This window comes from Aliiruegeria lutimaris (assembly GCF_900099935.1).
Taxonomy (GTDB): domain Bacteria; phylum Pseudomonadota; class Alphaproteobacteria; order Rhodobacterales; family Rhodobacteraceae; genus Tropicimonas; species Tropicimonas lutimaris.
In genome coordinates, this window is sequence record NZ_FNEK01000056.1 from 1 (window position 1) to 20847 (window position 20847).

At 59.2% G+C, this 20847-nt stretch carries 17 protein-coding genes and 4 pseudogenes; 12 read left to right on the plus strand and 9 right to left on the minus strand.

All coding sequences use genetic code 11. The annotated features are described in order from the left end of the window. The 5 genes and pseudogenes from BLR85_RS20320 to BLR85_RS20340 all read left to right on the plus strand — a co-directional run. Positions 1 to 353 (plus strand): annotated as a pseudogene (locus tag BLR85_RS20320) (transposase); the annotation flags it as partial. 113 nt (positions 354 to 466) lie between these two features. Beyond that, positions 467 to 895, plus strand: a complete 429-nt coding sequence (locus BLR85_RS20325; protein ID WP_093161531.1) for a hypothetical protein — start codon at positions 467 to 469, stop codon at positions 893 to 895. After that, positions 883 to 1074, plus strand: a complete 192-nt coding sequence (locus tag BLR85_RS20330) for a toprim domain-containing protein (protein WP_093161532.1) — start codon at positions 883 to 885, stop codon at positions 1072 to 1074. Before BLR85_RS20325 ends, BLR85_RS20330 begins: the two co-directional genes overlap by 13 nt. Before the next feature lie 624 nt (positions 1075 to 1698). Beyond that, complete coding sequence (locus BLR85_RS20335; protein WP_093161536.1) at positions 1699 to 2808, plus strand: tyrosine-type recombinase/integrase; 1110 nt, start codon at positions 1699 to 1701, stop codon at positions 2806 to 2808. A 68-nt stretch (positions 2809 to 2876) separates the two neighbouring features. Further along, positions 2877 to 3062: a helix-turn-helix transcriptional regulator gene (locus BLR85_RS20340; RefSeq protein ID WP_093161539.1), complete on the plus strand. Its 186-nt coding sequence runs from the start codon at positions 2877 to 2879 to the stop codon at positions 3060 to 3062. Between the two features lie 304 nt (positions 3063 to 3366). Here the strand turns inward: BLR85_RS20340 and BLR85_RS20345 are convergent. From BLR85_RS20345 to BLR85_RS20355, 3 genes and pseudogenes are all read right to left on the minus strand, one after another. After that, positions 3367 to 3582, minus strand: a pseudogene (locus tag BLR85_RS20345) (DDE-type integrase/transposase/recombinase); the annotation flags it as partial. A gap of 188 nt (positions 3583 to 3770) precedes the next feature. Next, positions 3771 to 3980: pseudogene (locus BLR85_RS20350) on the minus strand (ATP-binding protein); the annotation flags it as partial. A gap of 54 nt (positions 3981 to 4034) precedes the next feature. After that, complete coding sequence (locus tag BLR85_RS20355) at positions 4035 to 4742, minus strand: IS6 family transposase (RefSeq protein ID WP_093161541.1); 708 nt, start codon at positions 4740 to 4742, stop codon at positions 4035 to 4037. 300 nt (positions 4743 to 5042) lie between these two features. On the opposite strand from BLR85_RS20355, the gene BLR85_RS20360 reads away from it, so the two are divergent. Then, entirely contained in the window at positions 5043 to 6050 is a 1008-nt protein-coding gene (locus BLR85_RS20360; protein ID WP_093161544.1) for an AAA family ATPase, read from the plus strand. Between the two features lie 678 nt (positions 6051 to 6728). Then, positions 6729 to 7481: pseudogene (locus BLR85_RS29970) on the plus strand (S8 family peptidase); the annotation flags it as partial. Between the two features lie 51 nt (positions 7482 to 7532). Here the strand turns inward: BLR85_RS29970 and BLR85_RS20370 are convergent. Next, positions 7533 to 8240: an IS6 family transposase gene (locus BLR85_RS20370; RefSeq protein ID WP_093161549.1), complete on the minus strand. Its 708-nt coding sequence runs from the start codon at positions 8238 to 8240 to the stop codon at positions 7533 to 7535. On the opposite strand from BLR85_RS20370, the gene BLR85_RS20375 reads away from it, so the two are divergent. After that, positions 8241 to 8909: an alpha/beta hydrolase gene (locus BLR85_RS20375; RefSeq protein WP_093161552.1), complete on the plus strand. Its 669-nt coding sequence runs from the start codon at positions 8241 to 8243 to the stop codon at positions 8907 to 8909. A gap of 104 nt (positions 8910 to 9013) precedes the next feature. Next, positions 9014 to 10330: an MFS transporter gene (locus BLR85_RS20380; protein ID WP_093161554.1), complete on the plus strand. Its 1317-nt coding sequence runs from the start codon at positions 9014 to 9016 to the stop codon at positions 10328 to 10330. Between the two features lie 4 nt (positions 10331 to 10334). Here BLR85_RS20380 and BLR85_RS20385 read toward each other — a convergent pair whose 3' ends face one another. Continuing rightward, positions 10335 to 11267 carry a helix-turn-helix transcriptional regulator gene (locus BLR85_RS20385; protein ID WP_170844663.1) on the minus strand — a complete coding sequence of 311 codons (933 nt, stop codon included), beginning with the start codon at positions 11265 to 11267 and terminating at the stop codon, positions 10335 to 10337. A 208-nt stretch (positions 11268 to 11475) separates the two neighbouring features. Here BLR85_RS20385 and BLR85_RS20390 point away from each other — a divergent pair, with 208 nt between their 5' ends. The 3 genes from BLR85_RS20390 to BLR85_RS20400 all read left to right on the plus strand — a co-directional run bounded on the left by BLR85_RS20390 (position 11476) and on the right by BLR85_RS20400 (position 16612). Then, complete coding sequence (locus BLR85_RS20390) at positions 11476 to 12342, plus strand: efflux RND transporter periplasmic adaptor subunit (protein ID WP_170844664.1); 867 nt, start codon at positions 11476 to 11478, stop codon at positions 12340 to 12342. 77 nt (positions 12343 to 12419) lie between these two features. Next, complete coding sequence (locus BLR85_RS20395; protein ID WP_093161566.1) at positions 12420 to 13055, plus strand: MarC family protein; 636 nt, start codon at positions 12420 to 12422, stop codon at positions 13053 to 13055. Continuing rightward, complete coding sequence (locus BLR85_RS20400) at positions 13055 to 16612, plus strand: translocation/assembly module TamB domain-containing protein (protein WP_093161569.1); 3558 nt, start codon at positions 13055 to 13057, stop codon at positions 16610 to 16612. Before BLR85_RS20395 ends, BLR85_RS20400 begins: the two co-directional genes overlap by 1 nt. Positions 16613 to 17392: 780 nt before the next feature. Here the strand turns inward: BLR85_RS20400 and BLR85_RS20405 are convergent. The 4 genes from BLR85_RS20405 to BLR85_RS20420 all read right to left on the minus strand — a co-directional run bounded on the left by BLR85_RS20405 (position 17393) and on the right by BLR85_RS20420 (position 20783). Continuing rightward, the gene (locus BLR85_RS20405; protein WP_093161571.1) at positions 17393 to 18667 is read right to left on the minus strand and encodes an MFS transporter; all 1275 of its coding nucleotides are present in this window, start codon (positions 18665 to 18667) and stop codon (positions 17393 to 17395) included. Between the two features lie 23 nt (positions 18668 to 18690). Beyond that, positions 18691 to 19725 carry a BamA/TamA family outer membrane protein gene (locus BLR85_RS20410; protein WP_170844665.1) on the minus strand — a complete coding sequence of 345 codons (1035 nt, stop codon included), beginning with the start codon at positions 19723 to 19725 and terminating at the stop codon, positions 18691 to 18693. Positions 19726 to 19883: 158 nt separating this feature from the next. Beyond that, positions 19884 to 20210 (minus strand): DUF6515 family protein, encoded by a 327-nt coding sequence (locus BLR85_RS29245; RefSeq protein WP_170844666.1) that lies wholly within the window; start codon positions 20208 to 20210, stop codon positions 19884 to 19886. 108 nt (positions 20211 to 20318) lie between these two features. Next, positions 20319 to 20783 (minus strand): YybH family protein, encoded by a 465-nt coding sequence (locus BLR85_RS20420; RefSeq protein WP_170844667.1) that lies wholly within the window; start codon positions 20781 to 20783, stop codon positions 20319 to 20321. Positions 20784 to 20847 lie beyond the last annotated feature (64 nt).

The following is a 20847-nucleotide window of genomic DNA, read 5'->3' on the forward strand; positions in this document are numbered from 1 at the left end:
CTTTGATCTCGTCATGGACGATAACCTGCCGGAACCCTTCGTGTTGCTGGCCGAGTTGCCATCGGAGCGCCATTGGTCCGAGCGAAAATGGCGACGGCTACGATGCTGACAGCATTCGCGAAGAGATGCGGGAACGGGCCATTCAACCAGTGATCCCCATGCGGAAGTCGCGAAAGAAGCGTGTTGGCGTTGATCGCCCACTGTATCGCCTGCGGAACTTGGTGGAGAGATGCTTCAACAAGCTCAAGAATGCACGCCGCGTCGCGACCCGCTACGACAAAACGGCCGAAAGCTTCCTCGGCTTCATCGACATCACATCAATCCGCCTCTGGCTCCGCCATTTGTCAACATGACCTAGCCTTCGCGCCCACATTGATGCCGCGTCGGCACAGTACAAGTCCCAGATGGTCGACCTCGACGACCTCCGCCAGTCCCTTCTGCAGCAAGCCTTCGCGGGAGAATTGACATGAGCCAACATGCAGACCCGTCTTCCCAGTGGGAACCTCAAGTGCTGGCAGCATTCAAGGAGAGCCTGAAAGATGGCCTCCATCCGGATGATACGGGTGGAAAGAACGGGCAAAGCTTCGCGCGGGGGTTGGAGGGGGTCGATCCTGCATGCCTCCCGAAGGCGCAGGTGAAACGGTCTGAAGTGTTCTCATTGGCGGAAGACAGGTCCGTCAACACCGCGACCGTTTGTGCGGCGGCGATGGCATGGGGCGGCATGAACCAACGATTCAGCCCACGCTTTTTCTCCATGGCAAAGGACGGCTGGCTCGATGTTGCCGAAGCTATTCAGGCCGGGGAGTTAGACCGTGAGGCTGCATATGACGCGTTTTCCGACCTTCGACGTGACGGTAAACTCTACGGCTGTCGGCCTCAGGTATGGCAACTCTGAACTTGCCTGAAAAACCCGGTGAACTGGTGATCGCCGCCGACGGCGATCCAAATGGACGCAAATCGGCACTTTCTCTAGCCCAACGAGCGACCGGTCTGGGCTGGAAAGTCTCGACCGTAGACCCCGGAGACGGGCTCGACTTCAACGACATCCTCATGAGCGCTGCAAACAATGTCTAATGCGAAATCCATCCTTGACCCATACCTAGCCGAGAGAGAGAAGTGGAGAGCGGCAGGCGTCCTTACGCGCGTCGGAACAAGCCTGACGGCTGTCGTGTCGTGGCGGGGGCAGAAGGCCGATGAATTAAATCCATTCACCCCGTACCAGGCGGCGGCTCAATGCCTACGGCCTGATCGGGTGTCCAACCATTCCTGAGCCGCGCGTGGACCGTTCCGACATTCAAACCAAACTTACGCGCTCCCGCCGACACGGATGGGAACGTACCGGCGCTCGTGACCAACGCGGTTCCCTTCTTCGGTTCGGGCACTCTTTTTGGCGGTGTCTCGAGCCCCACTGCCTGGTCAGCTGTGGCCGTTTGTTACCCCAATCGTTACCCCTGACAGACCCACAAAAGAAAAAGGGCTAGGCATTTCAGCCTAACCCTTTGAAATTCTTGGCGCGCTGGGGAGGATTCGAACCCCCGACCCCTTGATTCGTAGTAAAGAGACAGATTAGATCATAGCTTCACATTTCGTCACCAAATCGTTTATTTATCAGCAATTAAGGAGGACAAGGGTGAACATAGCAGATCATTGATTTGCCCTCTTACGCTCACGATTTCAGCGACTAAAAAGAGACTGAACATGCGCTTGCGCCTCACAGACCTCGCCATCAAGAAGCTCGCGCTGCCCACTTCGGGTCAGCAAACATACTGGGATGAGGCAACACCAGGGTTTGGGCTAAGGTGCTCAACGCGCAGCAAGTCGTTCGTCATCATGTACGGCCCCAAGCGGCGTCTCCGTACACTCGGACGATATCCAGAACTTAGCCTTGCCGATGCTCGCAAGCAGGCACGGGTCGCCACTGGCGATATTCTCAGGAATGGCGATACTGCCCGCTCCTTCGACTACAACGCAGTCCTGCAAGAATACCTTGCAGATTGTGAAAAGAGGCTCCGCACCTCGACGCTCGACGGATATCAACTGTACCTTTCCAGCATCCCGTTCTCTGGCCCGATCGACAAAGTCGGCCGTCGCGACGTGCTGCGGGCGATCGAGGCGTACACAACTAGCCCTTCCAGTCAGAACTATGCGTTTACGACCTTCAAGGTCTTCTTCAACTGGCTTGTCCGCCAGCAATACCTGTCATCTAACCCCCTCGGGTCGGACAACCGTCCGAATGCGTCTTCGACAAGACAACGAACGCTTTCTCAAGAGGAAGTGCGGACGCTCCTGAAATTCACGGGTGCTAACCGTGGCCGCTTCCACGATATCGTGTCCTTGCTGCTTCTGACGGGCCAAAGACGAGGCGAGATAGCAGCTCTGCAATGGAGCGAGATCGACGGAGATCTTTTGATATTTGCTGCGGATCGGACCAAGAACAAGCACGGCCATGAAGTCCCGCTGTCGTCCCTCGCGATCGAGCTGCTGAATTCAATCGAGGGCGGTGCCACCCACGTCTTCGGCGATCAAGAAGTCGATCAGCCATACAATGGCTGGTCTAGAGCCCAGCGACGACTCATTACGGAAACCGAGATCGACCACTTCACACTCCACGACCTCCGTCGCACCTTCGCGACATTCCATGCCCAGATTGGCACGCCACTCCACGTCACGGAAAGGATGTTGAACCACCGTTCAGGCTCAATCAGTGGCGTTGCTGCGGTGTACAATCGGCACTCGTATCTTGAGGAAATGCGGGACGCAATGACGCGGTACGACAAGTTCCTCGCCAACCTGTTGGACAAGGAGTAGGCTTCGACCGCCTAGGTATCGTCGTAACCTGGGGCATCGCGATGCTCTTCAGTCATGGAGAGATCGTGATGCGGATACTGTCAAAGCGTCAGGTGAAAGAGTTGGTCCTGTACTCGCCTCAACACATCGCACGGCTGGAAAAGGCCGGGAAATTCCCACAGCGGGTGATCCTTGGCCCCAACAGGGTGGGATGGGTCGAACAAGAAGTGCTGGATTGGCTCCAAGAGCGCCTCGATTGCCGCGAGAAGACCTAATCGACGCTCCCCATGTGGGAGCCGGGTGGCTGGGCGTGCACAGCCCGGTCACCCTTTTAGTTGCCTGCAAGTGCTCCTCGATGGTCTCTTAAGCTCGGAACCGAAATGGTTGAAGACAAAGGCTTGGATGGCGGCGAACTTCTGCAAATTCCTATCCGCCGGAAGCGTTACATTGCGCGTTCTCGTCGTCATTATGGAAGTTGCGAATTCTCCGCGCGGCGCTGTCACTGCAACTCGCGGTAGCCGAAAGCGGTGCTGTCAGACGGATTCGAACCGCTCTCAGGTCGGACAGTAGCCCTGTCCCTTATGCCGCGCAAAGACCGCGCCACTCGGCGAGAGCGGCGGCGCGGTTCTTCTTGAAATTTGCCCTCGAGTAGAAGCTCCGCTCCGAATTGAGATGGTTGAGCACCGAGGCGTGGACGGAGACGAATTTCTGCAAACTTCGCATCCGCCGAAAGCGTTGCATCGCCCGCTCCCGTCGTCGGAATGGCAGGTGCGAGTTCTCCGCCCGATTGTTGAGCTAACGACCAGTTTGCTGCAGGCTTCGGGGCGGCGCAGGCCGGTGTCAACGGCGGAGCAAATTCCAGCCACGGGGCGGCGCAAAAGTCGGCCAGTTCCGGCGTGATCGGCGCCCCGGCAAACGCGCTCCCCATCTAGCTGGCGGTTGCCGGGGCGCTTTGGTCCGGCAGGACCAAATGGCGTTGCGGTTCAGATTGTCGGCTTGATCTGGCGGGACCGGCTTTGAGCCAGCCGATAGCTGTCCCCGTTCATCTCCAGGATGCTGACATGGTGGGTCAGCCGGTCCAGGAGGGCACCGGTGAGGCGTTCCGATCCGAAGGTTTCCGTCCATTCGTCGAACGGCAGGTTTGAGGTGATGAGGATGGAGCCGCGCTCGTATCGCTGGGAGATCAGTTCGAACGGTGCTGTCAGACGGATTCGAACCGGTCTCTGCAAGGGCAGGATCGCTGTCCCTTATGCCGCGCCAAGCTGGCGCCACTCAGCGAGAGCGACGGCACGGTTCTTTTTGTAGATGGCCCGGGAGGAGAGGCTGCGCTCCGAATTGAAATGATTATGAACCGAGGCGTGGACGGCGACGAACATCTGTAGGCTTCGCATGCGTCGGAAGCGTTGCATGGCTCGCTCTCGTCGTCGAAATGGCAGATGCGAATTCTCCACTCGGTTGTTCAGCCATTGGCCAGTTTCGTGTAGTTGTTCGGCGCCGATCGCCTTCAACGCTGCGCCGTAGGACCGAAGCAAATCAGAGACGATGGCCTTTGGCCTGCCGTATCGCCGCATCGTTTTCTTCAAGAATTTCAATGCAGCTTTCTTGTCTCGCGTCTTCGTGACGAAGCTTTCCAGGACCTCGCCTTCCTGATCAACAGCGCGCCAGAGATAGTGTCGTTCGCCGTTGATCTTCACGAACACCTCATCCAAATGCCACCGCCACTGAGGCCAGGAACGCAAACGCTCGGCGCGTTTCTTGCGGATCTCGGCGGCGAACATCGGCCCGAACCGGTTCCACCAGAACCGGACGGATTCATGACTGACGTCGATGCCACGCTCGTGCAGTAGATCCTCGACGTTCCGGAGCGACAACGGAAAGCGCACGTACATCATGACCGCCAGCCCGATGATCTCGCGGCTCGTCCGGAAGTATTTGAATGGGTCGTCATTCGTCATCCCGAGACGCTACGAGACCGCCCTGCCCCGCTCAACCGGATTCCCTCTGACAACGCCGATTGGTGGCATGCGCTGGGCTGGATCAAAGAAGGCTTGTCGAACTCTGTGCTCCTGCGAGATATCGAGGTGATTGAGACGATGCCGAGAGCCGAACCATGGCGTTTCGTACCCAGGACATAGTGCCGAATTCTCAGTCGACAAATCGGCAAGGATTTGCGATCTTCTCGCCAAACCTGGACGGTCCGGAAATATAACCCGTTGGGAAAAAGCAAATCGGCGCAAACACCAAGGGCCTCGAGCATGTCCAACGCAAAGCAGATACTGGCAATGCTCCAAAGCAAGGCGGAAGGTGACGACGAGCACTTCTACTCGATTGCATTGCAAGTTGCCGCCGCGGAGGCGCGACAAGGCCGTCGTACACTCGCCGAAGACTTGAGAGCTGCAGTGGACAAGGCAAGGGAAAAGGCCGCCTCTGGTCAGACTGTTGCCGTGCCGTTCGCGTCCCCCCGAGGCGACCTCGCCGATCTGATCGAGATGCGCCCTCCGCGCTTCGACCTTGGAAGTGTGGTTATGAATGCATCCCTTCGCGGACGGTTGGATGACGTTGTTTTGCAGCAGCAAAAGCGTGACTGGCTGCGCGAGCACGGCAAAACACCAAACCGGCGAGTGTTGTTCGTCGGTCCGCCGGGATCGGGCAAAACTATGTCTGCGGAAGCCTTAGCAGGCGAACTACGTTTACCGCTATTCGTCATTCGGTTAGAGGGCCTGATCACCCGTTTCATGGGCGAGACCGCAGCAAAGCTCAGGCTGGTTTTTGATGAAACTGCTCGACACCGGGGAGTGTACTTGTTCGACGAATTCGATGCCGTCGGCGGAAATCGCGGTGCGACAAATGACGTCGCCGAGATGCGACGCGTTCTGAACTCATTCCTTCAATTCATGGAAGAGCCAAACTCCACGGATAGCGTGGTAATTGGCGCAACGAATTACCCGGATCTACTCGATCCTGCACTATTGCGTCGTTTTGATCTGGTCATGGAATTTTGTCCTCCCACGGAAGAAGAAATCCGCACGATCATAAAGTTCAACCTGCGTCCAATGAAGTATCCCAACCTGAGCTGGAAAAGCATTCTCGCATTGGCCGAGGGGTTAAGTCAGTCCGAGATTGCACGCGCAACAGAAGACGCGGTGAAGACCGCAATACTGGCTGAGAGGAAGAACGTGACCACGAACGATCTACTCCGCAGGCTGAATGACAGGCGACAAATGCAAGCTGCATTTCGACCTACGACAGTGACAAAATTGTAAATGGCATCAAAGTATACTCTCCCGCACATCAACATCGAAAACAGAAGAGAACGGGCTGACTTCAAGTCCACGAGTGAGCGATTTCCGGCAAGTCCTCCACCTCGGGAACGCCAACAGCACGGCGGACTTCTCAGGAAGCAACTGACGAGCGCAATAACGGATTTTGAGCAAGATCGTCCGCGTGACGATCGCGTAGCCCCCGAACCCGGGGTCTACCTCGAGGTAGAATTGAGGCCGAATTCCAACCCAGACAGCCTTGAAAAGAAGCGCAGTCATCTCAAACCCGCATCAGCCAAGTTGGACGCGTCTGAAAACCGGATCGTGGGCTTGTTCGTACCGGCAGAAGCTCAACTTAAGCTCGAAAGCATCCTGGCGGACTACCAGACCGGTGAGCTCACTGAGAAAGGAAAGAATCCGCCGTACAAGCCATTTGTCGAACCCATTGAAGCCATCCGAAAAGCTCGCCTTGAAACCTTCTGGACTGATGATTTAGACGCGTTACCCCAGAACCCTTCTGACACGATCTGGTGGGAAGTCTGGTGCGTGAAGTCCGCCGAGAAAGAGCTCGACGCGTTAGCTGAGAAACTTGAAGCGCGTTGTGCACCGGCGGAGCAACGTCTGTTCTTCCCTGAGCACGTGGTGGTGCCCGTACTTGCTCCTCGCGCCACAATAGAACTAATGCTCTTCGCCCGGTTTTCGATCACTGAACTTCGCCGAGCAACCGACACTCCGGTTTTCTTTATTGATGACCTCGACCCCGATGAGCAGTTCGAATGGACCGATGATCTTGCCGAGCGAATCGAATGGCCCGGCACTGATGTGCCTGCGGTTTGCCTCCTCGATAGCGGCGTCAACCGCGCACACGGTCTGATTGAACCGGCGCTTTCGCCAACCGATCAGTATAGTGTCCGACCAGAATGGGGCGTGGATGATACAGGGCCGCGTCCGGGACATGGTACCCAAATGGCAGGAATCGCATTGCACGGGGATCTTGTCCCTCGGTTGGCCAGCGTCGACCCTATTCGGCTGGGTCATCGGCTGGAAAGCGTGAAAATTCTTCCTCCTCCCGGAATGGAGAAGCCAGATGAGCGGTTCTACGGACCGATCACGAAGTCGGCGGTCAGTATCGCGGAGATCGGGCGACCAGACCGCAGGCGCGTGTTCTGCATGGCAGTCACGAATGAAGACATATCTGGCACGCAACCATCGACATGGAGCGCCGCTCTGGATCAGGAAGCGGCCGGTGTCACCGTCGAGGATGCAAGGGCTCCCAGACGCCTATTCGTCGTTTCTGCAGGGAATGCACCGAACCCAATTATGTTCCACGATGTCCAGCATGCTGACACCTATCCTATCGAAGACCCGGCTCAGGCTTGGAACGTAATCACGGTCGGCGGCTACACCGACAAGATCCATATTGCCGAACCGGGGTGCTGGCAGACAAATTCGAACCAGTCTCAGCAAGGGCAGGATAGGTGTCCCTTATACCGCGCAGAGACAGCGCCACTCAGCGAGAGCAGCGGCGCGGTTCTTCTTGAAGTTGGCTCTGGAAGAGAGGCTGCGCTCCGAGTTGAAATGGTTGAAAACCGAGGCGTGGACGGATGCAAACAACTGCAAACTTCGCATCCGTCGGAACCGTTGCATTGCTCGCTCTCGTCGTCGAAATGGCAGGTGCGAATTCTCCGCCCGGTTGTTGAGCCAGCGACCGGTTTCCTGACGACCGACCGCGCCGATCTCCTTCAACGCGGCACTATAAGATCGGAGGCGGTCAGTCACGATGACTTCCGGCCGGCCGTAGCGCTTCATTGATTTTCTTATGAATTTCAATGCCGCTTTCCGGTCCCGCGTTTTCGTCACGAAGCTTTCGAGAACCTCTCCTTCGTGATCAACGGCTCGCCAAAGGTAGTGGCGTTCGCCGTTAATCTTCACGAAGACCTCGTCCAGATGCCACCTCCACTGTGGCCAGGAACGCAACCGGTCAGCCCGTTTCCGGCGGATTTCCGAGGCAAACATCGGGCCGAACCGATGCCACCAGTAACGGACGGATTCATGGCTGACATCGACGCCGCGCTCATGCAGCAAGTCCTCGACGTTCCGCAGAGAGAGGGGAAACCGTATGTATAGCATCACTGCGAGGCGGATGACTTCTCGGCTGGTCTTAAAGTATTTGAACGGGTCGCGTTTCGTCATTTGGGGAAGCTACTCAGCCCCCTACCCGGCCGCAATCCAGATTGCTCTGACATCACCGGTCTTGGCGCAGAGGTCGTCTCGGTCGATTACAGGCAGCCCCCGCTGCATCCTTTCCCGGCCGCGCTTGAAGACACGGTTGCGGTCTGGACAGAGATCACCGCGGAGACGGACCCGGCCAAGACCGCGATCTTCGGCACGTCTGCTGGCGGCAACCTCGCCTTGGCGACGACGGTGAAGCTCGGGGAAATGAACGCCGATCTGCCGGGAGCCGTGTTCGCCGGAACACCGGCCACTGATCTGGAGAACATTTCAGACAGCTGGCACACGTTGCAGGGACTGGATCCACTCGGTGCGCGGGACGGCGTGGTGGCGGGCGCCTTCGAGCTCTATGTCGGCGATGCCGATCCGTCCGACCCGCTGCTCTCCCCGGTGAATGCCGATCTTGAGGGCTTCCCGCCGACCGTCCTCATCTCGGGCACCCGCGACCTGCTGCTGAGCGATACCGTGCGGATGCACCGCGCCCTTCGCGATGCCGGTGTCGAGGCTGACCTGCATGTCTATGACGGACAGTCCCATGGCGACTATATGCAGAACCTGCTGACGCCGGTTCCCGAGGCCGAAGACGCGCAGCGCGAACTCTACGAGTTCTTCGACCGGCACCTCGGCTGAACCACCTGACCACCCTTTGCCCCGGAGCGCCCGCCGCTTCGGGGCACAGCAGTCTCAGCGGCCGCGCAAACTCGCCGGCCTGACAATCCCCAAGGACCAGATCCATGTTCCGACACCTTTCCACATTGATGGCGGCCTCGTTCTTTGTGAACCTCGCCAATGCCGCCATCACCACCATGGTCGGCGTCTTTGTCGCCCGGAACGGCGGCACGCAGGCCGAGCTTTCCCTCATCGCCGCCGCCTATTCGCTCGGCTTCGCGCTCGGCTGTCTCGCAACACCCACGCAAGCGGCCCGGATCGGCATCATCCGCGTCTTCGCCGCCGCCGCCGCCGTGGCGACGATCTCGATCATCGGCATGGACATGGCCGATAGTGCCCTGTCCTGGGCTGCCCTGCGTTTCGTCATGGGCGCGTCCATCGCCGCCGTGCTGGCCGTCTCCGACACCTGGATCAATCAATCGGCTCCCTCCGGTTCGCGCGGTAAGGTCATCGCCGCCTACAGCATCGTGCTCGGGCTTGCTTCTACCGTCAGTCAGCTTGTTTTCCTCTGGATGGGCAATGATGCGGACCAGCTCGTCCTTGTCTTCGCGATCCTGATGAACCTCTCGGTAGTCGTGATCGCGACGACGCCCGCGGCACAACCAGAGGTGAAGCGCCCGACCGGGAAGGCCGGCGCCCTGAGCCTGCCCTCTGTCTCGGCCGGTGTCGGCTCCTTTGCCTCAGGCTTCACCGTCGCAGCGATGATCTCCATTGTGCCCTTCTATCTCACGACGAGTGGTGTGCCGGTCGGACAGGTGGCGATGGTCATCATGACAATCTATCTTGGGCGCCTGCTGTTCCAATGGCCAATCGGTGCCCTGTCGGACAAGTTCGACCGCCGGCTTGTCATGGCGGGACTCACCCTGCCGATCCTCCTGTTCGCTGTCACGTTGATCGCGCTCGGTCCGCAAGAGGGGAAATACCTGATGGGCGAGAACGGACAGATCTGGAAGGTGGTTGCGCTCGTCGCCTCGCTCGCGATCGGCGCCTCGATCTACCCGATGTATTCGGTTGCCTCCGCGCTGGCCTTCGACCGCGCCGAAGAGGGGCGCCTGATCACGGTTTCGACCACCCTGCTGGTCATCTACTCGGCGGGCTCCATCTCGGGACCGCTTGCCGTCATGGGACTGACACCGGTCTTTGGCGACAATGCCTTGCCGGTGGCCTTCATCGCCGTCAATGCCACCCTAATCGGCGTTGCGCTGCTCCGCTCCCGTCAGGTGGAGGCACCGGAAGAGACCGTCACGGCCCGGGTGATCCCGGTTGGAAGCCTGGAAATGGTTCAGACCGCAGGCAAGATCGCCGAGGCCGAGGTGGAGGCGCTGGCGAAAGAACAGGGCAGCGCACAAGTGGACGAGCCTCAACAGGAGCCGGCAGCCTGACAGATTAGCCGGCGGACCGGGACCGGAATTGGGTCGGAGATTGTCCGAACCAGGAGCGGAAGGCCCGCCGGAAACTGTTGACCTCCGTGAAGCCAAGATAGAAGGCGACCTGCGCGATACTCAGGTCGCCTTCGCTCAGGAGCATCCGTGCCCGGTCGACCTGCTCGGACTGGGCAATCTCCTTGAACGAGCTCCCCTCGGTGCGAAGCTGCCGTTGCAGCGTCCGGACGCCGACGCCAAGGGCCATGGCCACATCCTCGACCGAGGCGCTCCCCATGTTGAGCTGGGTTCGCAGCGCCTGACGAACGATCTCGACCTGGGTGCGCGGCGGTCGGTTGATGCGCAGGCCCCTGATGCCGGAGATCGTCATTTGCAGCCTTTCATTGTGATCGATCCCCGAGGGCGTCCGAAGCAGCGACAGCGGGATTGCAATCCCCGGAAGCGCCGCATTCGCGCGTATCTCGGTTCCGAAAAGTCGCGCCAGAGCTGGCTTCTGAAGCCTGTGCGCCTCGGGCATCTCTATCCAGTCCGGCAGCCAGTTCGGACCGAGGAAAGGCCGAACGAGTGCGATCAGAACCGGGGGGATCTCCTGTTCGAGCAACTGGATTCCGACGCCGTTGCCGAGGTTGACGCCGTAACTGAAGACCAGATTCTGCCCGTCCTGGCGGGTGCGAACTTCCGTCCCGCGTTGGAGAAAAGGGAGCGCACGGCTGGCGCGCTGAAGCCCCAGATCCAACCGGGACGCGCCCAGGGCGTAGCTTGAATAGGGGTGAGATCCGCGCAGGGAGTCGAAGGCAAAATCCCTTGCCATGATCGCCCCGAGATGACGTTCTCCGAGCATCTCGGAGACGGCTTCGAGAAGTCCGGTGTGAGACCGCAATGGCAGGAGGATTGGCGGGCCCTCGATCACCGTGCGGTTCAGTCCGACATCCCTCATGGCACGCTCGACAACCCTTGGAGACGCAAGCCTGTCCAAGGTCTCGATGGTGGGAAGAAAACCCCTGGAATTCTGCATCGGGTCGCGCACGGAGCCACTATGTCGCCGTTTGATCACTTTGGGAACCGATCAGGGAATTCCGAAGGCGGGGCGCGCTGACTACCTCTTGGGAGAACCCGGAAATCCCACCCCAGATGAGGTCTCGAACATGATCCCCTCCAACCCGTTCAGAACACTTCTGCTGACCGCTACCTTCGCCTTCTTGAGCAGCACCGCAGCCATCGCTGCCGCGCCGGATGGGACAGGCTCCTTTGAAACCATGCTGGAAGAACTTGCCTTCGAGGGCCGGGTGGAGGTGGGGGATCGCGCAGTTGTCTCCAACTCCGTAAACGGCACCTTGTCGAAGGTCCTGTTCACTCCCGGCGAATACGTCGAAGAAGGGCAACCGCTCCTTGAACTTTCCCCAACCGTCTACCGGTTGAAGGTTCGTGCGGCCGAGGCAGACGTGACCCGCAAGACCGTCGAGCTTGAGATGGCTGTTGCCGACCTGTTCCGTACGTCCACCCTGCATGAGCGTGGACGGACGACCGAGATTGCCCGCGCCGATGCCGACCACGCGCTGCGCCTGGCCACCGCGAACCTGAGCGCGGCAGAGGCGGCGCTGGAAATCGCCAGAACCGAGCTGGGCGCAACTGTCATCACAGCCCCGATTAGCGGTTACATCGACGGCGTTGCGTACTCGGCTGGCAGCTACGTGAAAGCAGAAACTGGTGTGGTCCTCACAGAGATCACACAGCTCGATCCCGTGCTCGTCTCCTTCAGCCATCCCTACGAGTCGCTCCTGGAACTCCACGGCGCGGCCCCGGATCGGCTGGGCAACCTCTTGGACTCGCTCGAAGTCAACATCACGTTGCCCACCGGGGAACGGCTCGACCAGCCCGGTCGACTGGTAGCAACCGGAAACGCCCTGAACGCCGAGGACAGCTCCCTGACCATCTGGGCCGAAGTCCCGAACCCGGAGACGTTTCTCATTCCGGGGCTCCCGGTGGCCGTGGACGTCACGGTTGCAGAGTGAATCCGGATGATTTTCGAACAACTGCTTTCGGCAGCGTCAGTTATGCCTGAAACTGCAGGCATTCGGGAGGAACCTGTGTGACCGACCTATTGGAACGCTTTATCACCCTCTGGGTTGTCATCGACCCGATCGGGACGATCCCTGTGTTCATCGCGGTGACCGCCGCGATGACCGCACCGCAACGCCGCTCGACGGCGCTCCTGGCAACCGCCGTAAGTATCGGCGTGCTCCTGTTCTTCCTCGTTGGCGGCCAAGTCCTGATTGAAGCGCTCGGTATCAGCCTGCTGTCTTTCCAAGTCGCTGGCGGCATCGTGCTTTTCCTCTTTGCCCTGACGATGATTTTCGGAGATCCGAAGGCGGAGTCCGATGTACACGTGACGGACTCAGATACCGACAACTCCGATCGACCCTCCCCAGCGATCTTCCCACTCGCGGTGCCCTCGCTCGCGTCGCCCGGCGCGATGCTGGCCATCGTCCTGCTGACGGATAACACGACGCAACCCGTTGTGGATCAAGCAATAACGGCGGGCGTCATGGTGGCGGTGCTGCTGGCCGCCTATCTCTTCATGCTGCTTGCCGATCCCATCATCCGGTTGATCGGGAATGCAGGTGCGGCCATCGTCAGTCGTGTCATGGGGATGATCCTTGCTTCAGTCGCCGCGAATGCCGTGTTGTCAGCGATCGTGGAAATCGCAGCCACCGGGAGCCTTTGATGAACTCTGCGCGGCCAGATCATTCCACTCTCCATGCCGGCCGAGCGCATAACGCCGAGGCTTCGGTGGGCCTCGGAACACCTTTGCCGCAGCCTGCCGGGCGTTGGGCCAGCGTCGGTGTTCGTCGTAACCTGATGCTCCTCTGCATGACACTCGCCCTGATTGTCTGCACGCTTTCAGGTGCGACCGCGCAAAGCAGAGAAGACAGAGGATACGTGACACGTCTTCTGGAAGATCTTCTCAGCATCGAAGGGAGCGAGGTTCTCATTGAGGGCATGTCAGGCGTAACACGCGGCCCGGTCACGGTGGCGCGGGTGAGCGCGTCCGATCATCTCGGCGAGTGGCTTGTGATCCGGAACTTGGTTATCGACTGGAACCGCACCGGCCTGATCAGTCGAAACGTGATCTTCCGACAGGTCAGCGCCGAGCACGTGACGCTTCGAAGGTGGGCCAGCGCAGAAGACGAAAGCCTGATCCCTGCTGAAGCACGCGGGTTCTCACTGCCTCAACTTCCGGTCTCCTTTCGGATTGACGAACTCGATATGCCTTCCGTCACCGTTTCCGGACCTGCCTTCGATGTGCCAGCACTCATGGAAGTCGGTGGGAGTGTGAACCTGACGAGAAATCGAGGTTCGGCTGAAATCGTTGCGACGAGGGTTGACGGCCGGGAGGACTTTCTCGAACTTCAATTGAACTACGACAGTAGCAAGGACACCATCGACTTCGAGACCAGGGTGCGCGAATCGCCCGGTGGTGCGGCGTCCCGGTTATTGAAGCTACCGGGTTACCCGTCCATCAACCTCCGGATCACTGGTGATGGGAGCTATGACGATTTTTCCGCCGAGTTGGAGCTTCAGACCAACAGTGTGGAACGTCTCGAAGGCAGTTTCACATCTCGCGGCGATGCAGCAGGCAACCAATCGTTTTCGCTTGGTGTTGGTGGAGATGTGCGTGCCCTCTTCGAGCCAGGTGTCAGGGGTTTCTTCGGACCGGACGGCGAGATCACAGCCAGCGCGATACGTCGTGCCGACTCATCTTTCGAACTCTCCGAGTTCAGGCTTTCAACAGCAGAGATGACTATTTCCGGGTCCGCCGATGTCGGCGCGGATAATATCCCCAACGCTTTCCAGCTTCGCGGAGAAATTGCGGGCAGTGACGGAAACAGTGTGACGCTGCCTTTTTCTGGCGATCCATTGTCTGTCCGGAGTGCATTCATCACTGCAGGCTTTGACTCCGACATCAGCGAGAGGTGGAGTGTCAAAGGGAGCGTGAATGGGTTCGCGCGCGTCGATACGAGGCTCGAAAGGGTCTCCATCGATGGGAGCGGTCTGATCTCGGACAATCCGGGGGCGCTCAGTGCAAGTTTTTCGGGCGCCACAGTTTTTTCGGGGTTGGATGTTCCAGACAATCCGCTTTCCCGACTTCTCGGGTCAGACTTCCGGGCGGAGGGCTCGGTCCAATGGGAAGAGGGCGAGCCCGTCTTGATCGAAGGGCTCGGGCTGGATGCGGCCAATGCGCGGATCGAAATTAACGGCGAGGTCAGGGCGGAAGACCGCAGCCTGAAGGTGTCGGGCAAAGCGTCCGGGAACATTGTCGATCTCTCGGTTATGGACTGGCCGGATCCATTTGATGTCAGCGGGGCTGCGATTCTTTCGGTATCTGGGGACGTCGATGTTATCGGGGGAGATTTCGAGTCCGATGTCGCGTTTGAGTTCAGCGAATTGCGGACCGGCGTCGAGAGTGCCGACAGGCTCCTGGGGTCTGATGTAGCGCTTTCGACCGCCCTGCATCGCGACGTAGACGGCAGCGAAATCCACGGCGCGGTCCTTGAGGCCAAAGCTCTGAGCGTGAAGGCTGACGGTCGTCTTGGCGATGCGCGTGGGCGCCTGGCGCTGGACGCCACACTTGATGATCTTGCCCTTCTTGCCCCTTCCTTTCCGGGAGCGGTGAGCCTCTCTGCCCGTCTCAAGGAAACCGCCGAAGACATCTGGGATACCTCGCTTGTCATGGAAGGACCGGGTGGCCTGTCGGCTGCACTGAAGGGCGCGCTCCAGGAACAGGCGTCTCGTCTGGACGTCCAGGGCTATTTTCCGGGAATTTTGTCCCTACCGGCCCCCTTCAATACGGGCATTTCCGTGGAAGGTGTCGCGGGGCAGGATTCCGTCGGTTGGGAAATTGATCTTGAATCCAGGGGGCCCGGTGCCATACGCGCGGCGCTCGATGCGCGGCTCCCGGCATCCGGTCATAAACCTTCCTTCTCGCTGCGCGGTGACATGCCGTTGCAGATGGTAAATGACGTCATCGTCCCCAACGCCATCGACGGCACCGCAAGATTTTCGTTTCAAACCAGCGCCCCCTTTTCTGTCGAGGAGCTGTCGGGTGACGTCACGATAGAGGGGGCAAGCCTGTCGGTTGTCGGCATCACGGAAGGATTCAAGGCCATCGATTTTGTCGCGCGCTTGAATGACGGGCTGATCCGGATCGAAGGCAATGCTGCAGGGAGTTCTGGCGGGCGCGTCCTTTGGACCGGGACGACGGAACTCAAAGAACGTTTCCCGACAGTGTTGAGCGGCGACCTGCAATCTTTCCGAATCGAGAAACCCGGAATCTTCAGCAGTCAGATTGACGGCAGCCTTGTCTTTTCCGGCGATACCCAAAGCGGAATGCGTCTGGGCGGCGGAGTGACTGTCGGCGACACGATCGTGCATCTGTCCTCCAGGCTCATCCCGGCGGCCCCCCCGATTCCCACCATCCGCCATGTCAATGAACCAGCAAATGTCCGGCTCACACGGGCAAGGGCCGGGGTCAAATCAGCTGACCAGAACACGAGCGATGGACCGGCGATCGACCTCGACGTGGCAGTGTCTGTACCGGGCACCGTGCGGGTAGTAGGTGGGTCGATTTCGGCAATTCTGGGTGGTGAGATTGTTGTTCAGGGCGACACGACCGATATCCGTCCGACGGGAAAAATCGGCCTGCTGGACGGCAAAATGAGCCTTCTTGGTCGGCGGCTCGACCTGACGTCCGGCAATCTCTGGCTGCAAGGCGGGTTGTCGCCATGGATCGAGCTGGTAGCCCGAGGCGAAAGGAGGGACATCACGCTTGAAACCATCCTGTCTGGCCCCGTCAACGGCCTGAATGTCAACTTCATCGGATGGTCCCAGTATCCGAGCGAAACGGAACCTCACCGTTTCAATCGATATCCGCCGGATGAAGCTGTTTCTCGGTTCTTTCTTGGAAACCCGGTCAACGGTGTCAGCGCGCTTCAGGCTGCGCAGATACTGTTCGGCGCGACCTCTGCCGCATCAGGCAGTCTGAACGACCCATTCGGCCTTCGGTTGCAAGGAGGGGCAGTTTCGGCCGAACCGGAGGGCAGCGCACCGCGAAAGGCTCCGAGGCCGGCCCGTCGCGATGTTCTTCTCAGGGTCGATTCCGATAGCGCGGGTGACTCTGAGGTCGTGATCGAACTGGAACTCAACAACGATCTGTCCATTGTCGGGAGATCTCGTTCAGGCGGTGACAGCGCCTTCGGTTTTTTCTTCACGCGCGATTACTGAAACCGGCCTTGCCTCTCGGGTGCGGCCCGATTGTGACTTGTTTTCGCAAATGAACCCCGTGTCTCAAGACACGCGGATGAACCATCGAATTGAGGAGCCCCTTGGACGAAGGAGAAAATCTCCGAAACCAACGCGGACATTCGTTGAGGATACAACCAACGTCAGCACCGGGCCGTTCACGTCATTGCCGATGCGATCCATTGGGCGGGCGATCCTTACTCCTCCGCGTCCGCTTTGAGTCGTTCTGACTCGATGTGGCCGGTCGAAGTTCTGAGCATCCTGCCATCGTTTGCTTGAAGCAATGAGGCTCCCCGAAGAGGCCGGCCACGGCACATGTGACCGTCTTGGGCCGCGATTCCCCTTGTTCCACATAGTGGACTCGTCAAACGTTGAGGTGGTGTTGATGTAAAACGCGACATCAAAAACTGAATCGGCCGAGGCCGACTTCAAGTCTTTGATATCGTGTAGGGTTTCTGGTTGCGGGGGCTCGCAACCAGCGTTGCCGAACTCAATTGGCGTGCCGTCTTCATCCCACTCATAGACTGACATGATCGTCGAAAGCGGACATTGGAATCTACGTTGCGACGGACGGGAGAGAACCGCCATCTAAGGCCATTCCGCATCCGCAACATCTAACAGAAAGGGCGGTTTGCCGACCTTTTCGGCGACTGCGCGCTTGGCCGCTTGTGTAGACGCATGCAGACATCCAGATTTCAACGTATCGTCACTCAAGGCCGATTTGTGCTCGAAAGATCGATGGTTAGCCAGTCCACTTGCTTGTTATCCACTCTGTACTGAATGGACGCGCTTTTCACTTGCAAGGGTTTCAACACTGGTCGCGGTCGCTGGCGCAATGACAGCTTGTTCGGCCGATGGGACGGGCGCTCGTTGGCGGATTCGCCATGCAGCAAAGATGCTGAAGCCGAAGAGAAGCGAGAACATCGCCCAGTCCATGAGCGCATCTCCGAACAGGACAGAAATCACGGCCACCAGGACCGGCCCAATGACTCCCCCAAAGGTATAGACAAACAACAGGGTGATGGCCGTAGACGGCACGTATACCGGATCTGTCCGGTCCATCGCATGGGCCATCAGGATCGCGTAGAGCGGCAGTAGCGTCCCCCCCAGCACAATCGAGATGCCGGTCGCAGCAAGCCGCACACCTATCCCTGGCTCTCCCTGCAAGGCAGACCCGTCCCCGGTAACAAAAAGTGCGATCAACAGCAGGGCTGCCGAAGCTACCAACGAGATGGCAACGATCAGGATCCGACGATCCATGTGATCAGAAATGAGCCCGAGCGGGTACTGGAACAGAATCCGACCCGCATAGGCCATGGCAATGCTGACAGTGATGGTCGTGGAACTGATCCCGACAGTGGAGGCCTGGAAAGGCAGTATCGAAAGGAAGACGGTTACGACGATACCCGTGACCAGAGTGCCAACGAAGGCTGTCGGTGAATAGCGGAACACTGGCAGCAAGCGGACGGTGGCATGGCCTTTCACCGCTGGCTGTTTCACATTCGTCAGCGCAAGCACGACAATGGCGAAGCAGAATGTTGCAGACATCAGCACGAAACCGGCGGCGAGATCCTCAGCGACAAAGGCAACAAGGGCTTGCGAGGCGACAGACGCGCCCCCCAGTACAGTCGAATAGACAGCAAGGATTCGCCCCCGGGATTCGGCCGGTGCGGAGTCGTTGATCCAAGCTTCTCCAACCGAGTAGAGTCCTGCGGTCGCCATCCCGATCACAAACCGGGCGACCACCCAGCTGGCCGCGCTATCGGTGCGGGACATCAACAGGGCGAACATCGCGCAGAGCGCCGCAGCGGCGGCAAATGCGCGGACATAGCCGACATTTGCCAACGGCTTGTAGGTGTAGAAACATCCCAACAGGAAACCGAGCGAGTAGCTGGCAGCTACCAGCGAAGCCAGTTCCGCCGATCCGCCCACTGCGGCAATCCGGAGTGCCACCAGGGTTCCAAGCGCCGCTGTCGCGAGGTGGATCGACCCCATGGACAGGAGCAATGCCTGCAACGAATAGGATTTGCTTTCCAAAACGCTGTTCCTTCCGTCTTGCATCAGAAAGCCTGCCCCACCCGGAGGTAGGCCGTGGCTTCACCGGCGTCGTTCAGGGTTCCGTCGATGCCAAGGTCGATCGGGAATTTCCGGGTCAGCCGATATCTCAGCCCCACCCCACCAGCGAAGCGAACCGATCTCTCTTCCTCCTGAAACCGCTCGTTCCATATTCGACCAGCGCCTCCGAAGACCTCGTAGCCGAACCGTTCGCCCATTCGCCCGCGCCACGATCCCTGCACGGAAACCAACTGGTCACCGATATTTTCGGTGATGGAAAACCCGCGGAAACCGTCGGTTCCCCCGAGCGAGCATGACTCGAAATAGGGTGATTTGTCGGAGGCAGAGCAGGCTGTGAAGCGGCCTGCCAGAACAGAATTTGCGCGAACGGGCGCAAAGGCGTCCAACTTCAGGATTGCCCTGAGATAATCGCGCGAGGTCGAGAGAACGTCGTGGTGATAGATCTCGAAGGACAGGTTCCGGCCCACCGTCGGATAGAAGTTGTCGTCGCGTGTATCGTAATCGACCAGCACACCAACGCTCGCAATTTCCATATTGGCATCTTCGGCAATCTTGCCAGGCAGAACTCGCTCACCGTCGGGCCTAACCGTGGTATCCAGGTATCGAAATCCCAGCCCAATGGAGAAGTTGGGGGTGATCCCATATCCCAGCTTCAGGAGACCAAGCGTCCCGTCCTGACGCAGTGGGACGGGATTTCTGAAAGCATCGAGGTCATAGTAGGCCTCAACCTTTCCGAGAAAGACCGTCGCCTTCCACCGGTTGGACGCAAAGGCAAGGTCTGCGGCCACGCCGCCACCGAGGCTTCCATTCGACGTCTTGAAGGCTCCACCGGCGATGAACGACGATTTCGACTCCTCGTCGGCCTTGAACAGATAGCCAAGCGCAAGGAGCAACCCGGTGCCGAAATTGGGGTCGTTGGACGGGATCGGAAGCGCAAGGAAGGAACCGTTCCGGAATCCCAGGCGCTCCGCGCTCTCGTCCGTGAGCGGCACTTCGTAGGCTTGCCTTTCTCCTTGCATTGACTGTGCCAGTGACACATGCGGTTGCCAGACTGCAGCAATCGCCGCCGCCACCTGGCTCCACAGCTTCCCGGAAAGGAACGGTTGCCGAGAACCGGCCTGGCAAGGTCGGATTCGGGACGCGCGCCCCGATGCGCAACTCGAGCGATGAAGGTCACTCATTCGATCACGACAACGAAGTACTGGCCGTCGACCTCCTGATAGTAGGTCCCCCCGCATTTGTGCAGCTGCACGCCTTCGACAATGACGGTCGAACACTCGCTCGACAGGGTCGCGACGGAATTGCCTGTCCGACGGATCTTGCGAAATTCTGTCCGACGCTTGACCCCGGCAACGCTTCCCGGTGTGAGTGGACGCCCGATTTCGGCTTCCGCGGTCGAAATCGCACGGTTTCCGGACCATTGCGACGGCAGCGGATCAAGGGCGACCCCCAGGGCAAAGGTGGATGCGACAACAATCAGGCGGGTCGGCGGAGACATCAGCATGGCGAAACGATCCTTCGATTGGGCGCGGAACAATGACTTCAGGCCTCGGGAGGACGGGGCGACGATGCAGCTGGAAGGGACCCCTTCCCCGCGGCAAGGCCGGTGTCATCATGGTTTCACGTCATCAAACGGGTTGATTGTCTCGCGGAAGATCCGCCAGGACCCGTCTGGCTGGCGCCGGAAGATCGTCAGGAAGTTTCCCTCGCGGGCGAGGTCTGTTCCTTGAAGGTTCAAGACCATAGAGTAGCTGCCCCGCGACCAGGCCCAATCCCCCATAATGATCTCCTCGTCGGAACGGATCTCGAAATCGGATGCGTCGATTGCCACGAACGCCTTGCGGGCGATTTCCGCCAACCGGTCCTTGTCGCGTGGCGGCCGTTCCAACGGCACCTGGATGCCGTCCTCGTCCCAGAGCGCAAGCCAGCCTTCGGCGTCGCCGGCCATGCGGGTGTCTTCGTACCTGTCCCAGATTTCCAGTATCTCGGCCCGGTCCGACGCTTCATCGGCGAAGGCAGGCGACGAGAGCACCATGCTTAGAACCATAGCGGAACACGCGAGTATTCCCGTTTTCATGTCCATACCCTTTCGGTCATGACAGTCGATCTTCGGATATCCGTTTCGAGCGATGTCGTCGGTC

Bases quoted from the DNA above. Each gene is read 5' to 3' on its own strand.
- BLR85_RS20420 (WP_170844667.1), bottom strand. From the start codon at position 20,783: ATGAAAACGGGAATACTCGCGTGTTCCGCTATGGTTCTAAGCATGGTG.
- BLR85_RS20330 (WP_093161532.1), top strand. From the start codon at position 883: ATGGCAACTCTGAACTTGCCTGAAAAACCCGGTGAACTGGTGATCGCC.
- BLR85_RS20385 (WP_170844663.1), bottom strand. From the start codon at position 11,267: ATGAGGGATGTCGGACTGAACCGCACGGTGATCGAGGGCCCGCCAATC.
- BLR85_RS20370 (WP_093161549.1), bottom strand. From the start codon at position 8,240: ATGACGAAACGCGACCCGTTCAAATACTTTAAGACCAGCCGAGAAGTC.
- BLR85_RS20340 (WP_093161539.1), top strand. From the start codon at position 2,877: ATGCGGATACTGTCAAAGCGTCAGGTGAAAGAGTTGGTCCTGTACTCG.
- BLR85_RS20355 (WP_093161541.1), bottom strand. From the start codon at position 4,742: ATGACGAATGACGACCCATTCAAATACTTCCGGACGAGCCGCGAGATC.
- BLR85_RS20400 (WP_093161569.1), top strand. From the start codon at position 13,055: ATGAACTCTGCGCGGCCAGATCATTCCACTCTCCATGCCGGCCGAGCG.
- BLR85_RS20380 (WP_093161554.1), top strand. From the start codon at position 9,014: ATGTTCCGACACCTTTCCACATTGATGGCGGCCTCGTTCTTTGTGAAC.
- BLR85_RS20325 (WP_093161531.1), top strand. From the start codon at position 467: ATGAGCCAACATGCAGACCCGTCTTCCCAGTGGGAACCTCAAGTGCTG.
- BLR85_RS20335 (WP_093161536.1), top strand. From the start codon at position 1,699: ATGCGCTTGCGCCTCACAGACCTCGCCATCAAGAAGCTCGCGCTGCCC.
- BLR85_RS20360 (WP_093161544.1), top strand. From the start codon at position 5,043: ATGTCCAACGCAAAGCAGATACTGGCAATGCTCCAAAGCAAGGCGGAA.
- BLR85_RS29245 (WP_170844666.1), bottom strand. From the start codon at position 20,210: ATGCTGATGTCTCCGCCGACCCGCCTGATTGTTGTCGCATCCACCTTT.
- BLR85_RS20390 (WP_170844664.1), top strand. From the start codon at position 11,476: ATGATCCCCTCCAACCCGTTCAGAACACTTCTGCTGACCGCTACCTTC.
- BLR85_RS20410 (WP_170844665.1), bottom strand. From the start codon at position 19,725: ATGCAAGGAGAAAGGCAAGCCTACGAAGTGCCGCTCACGGACGAGAGC.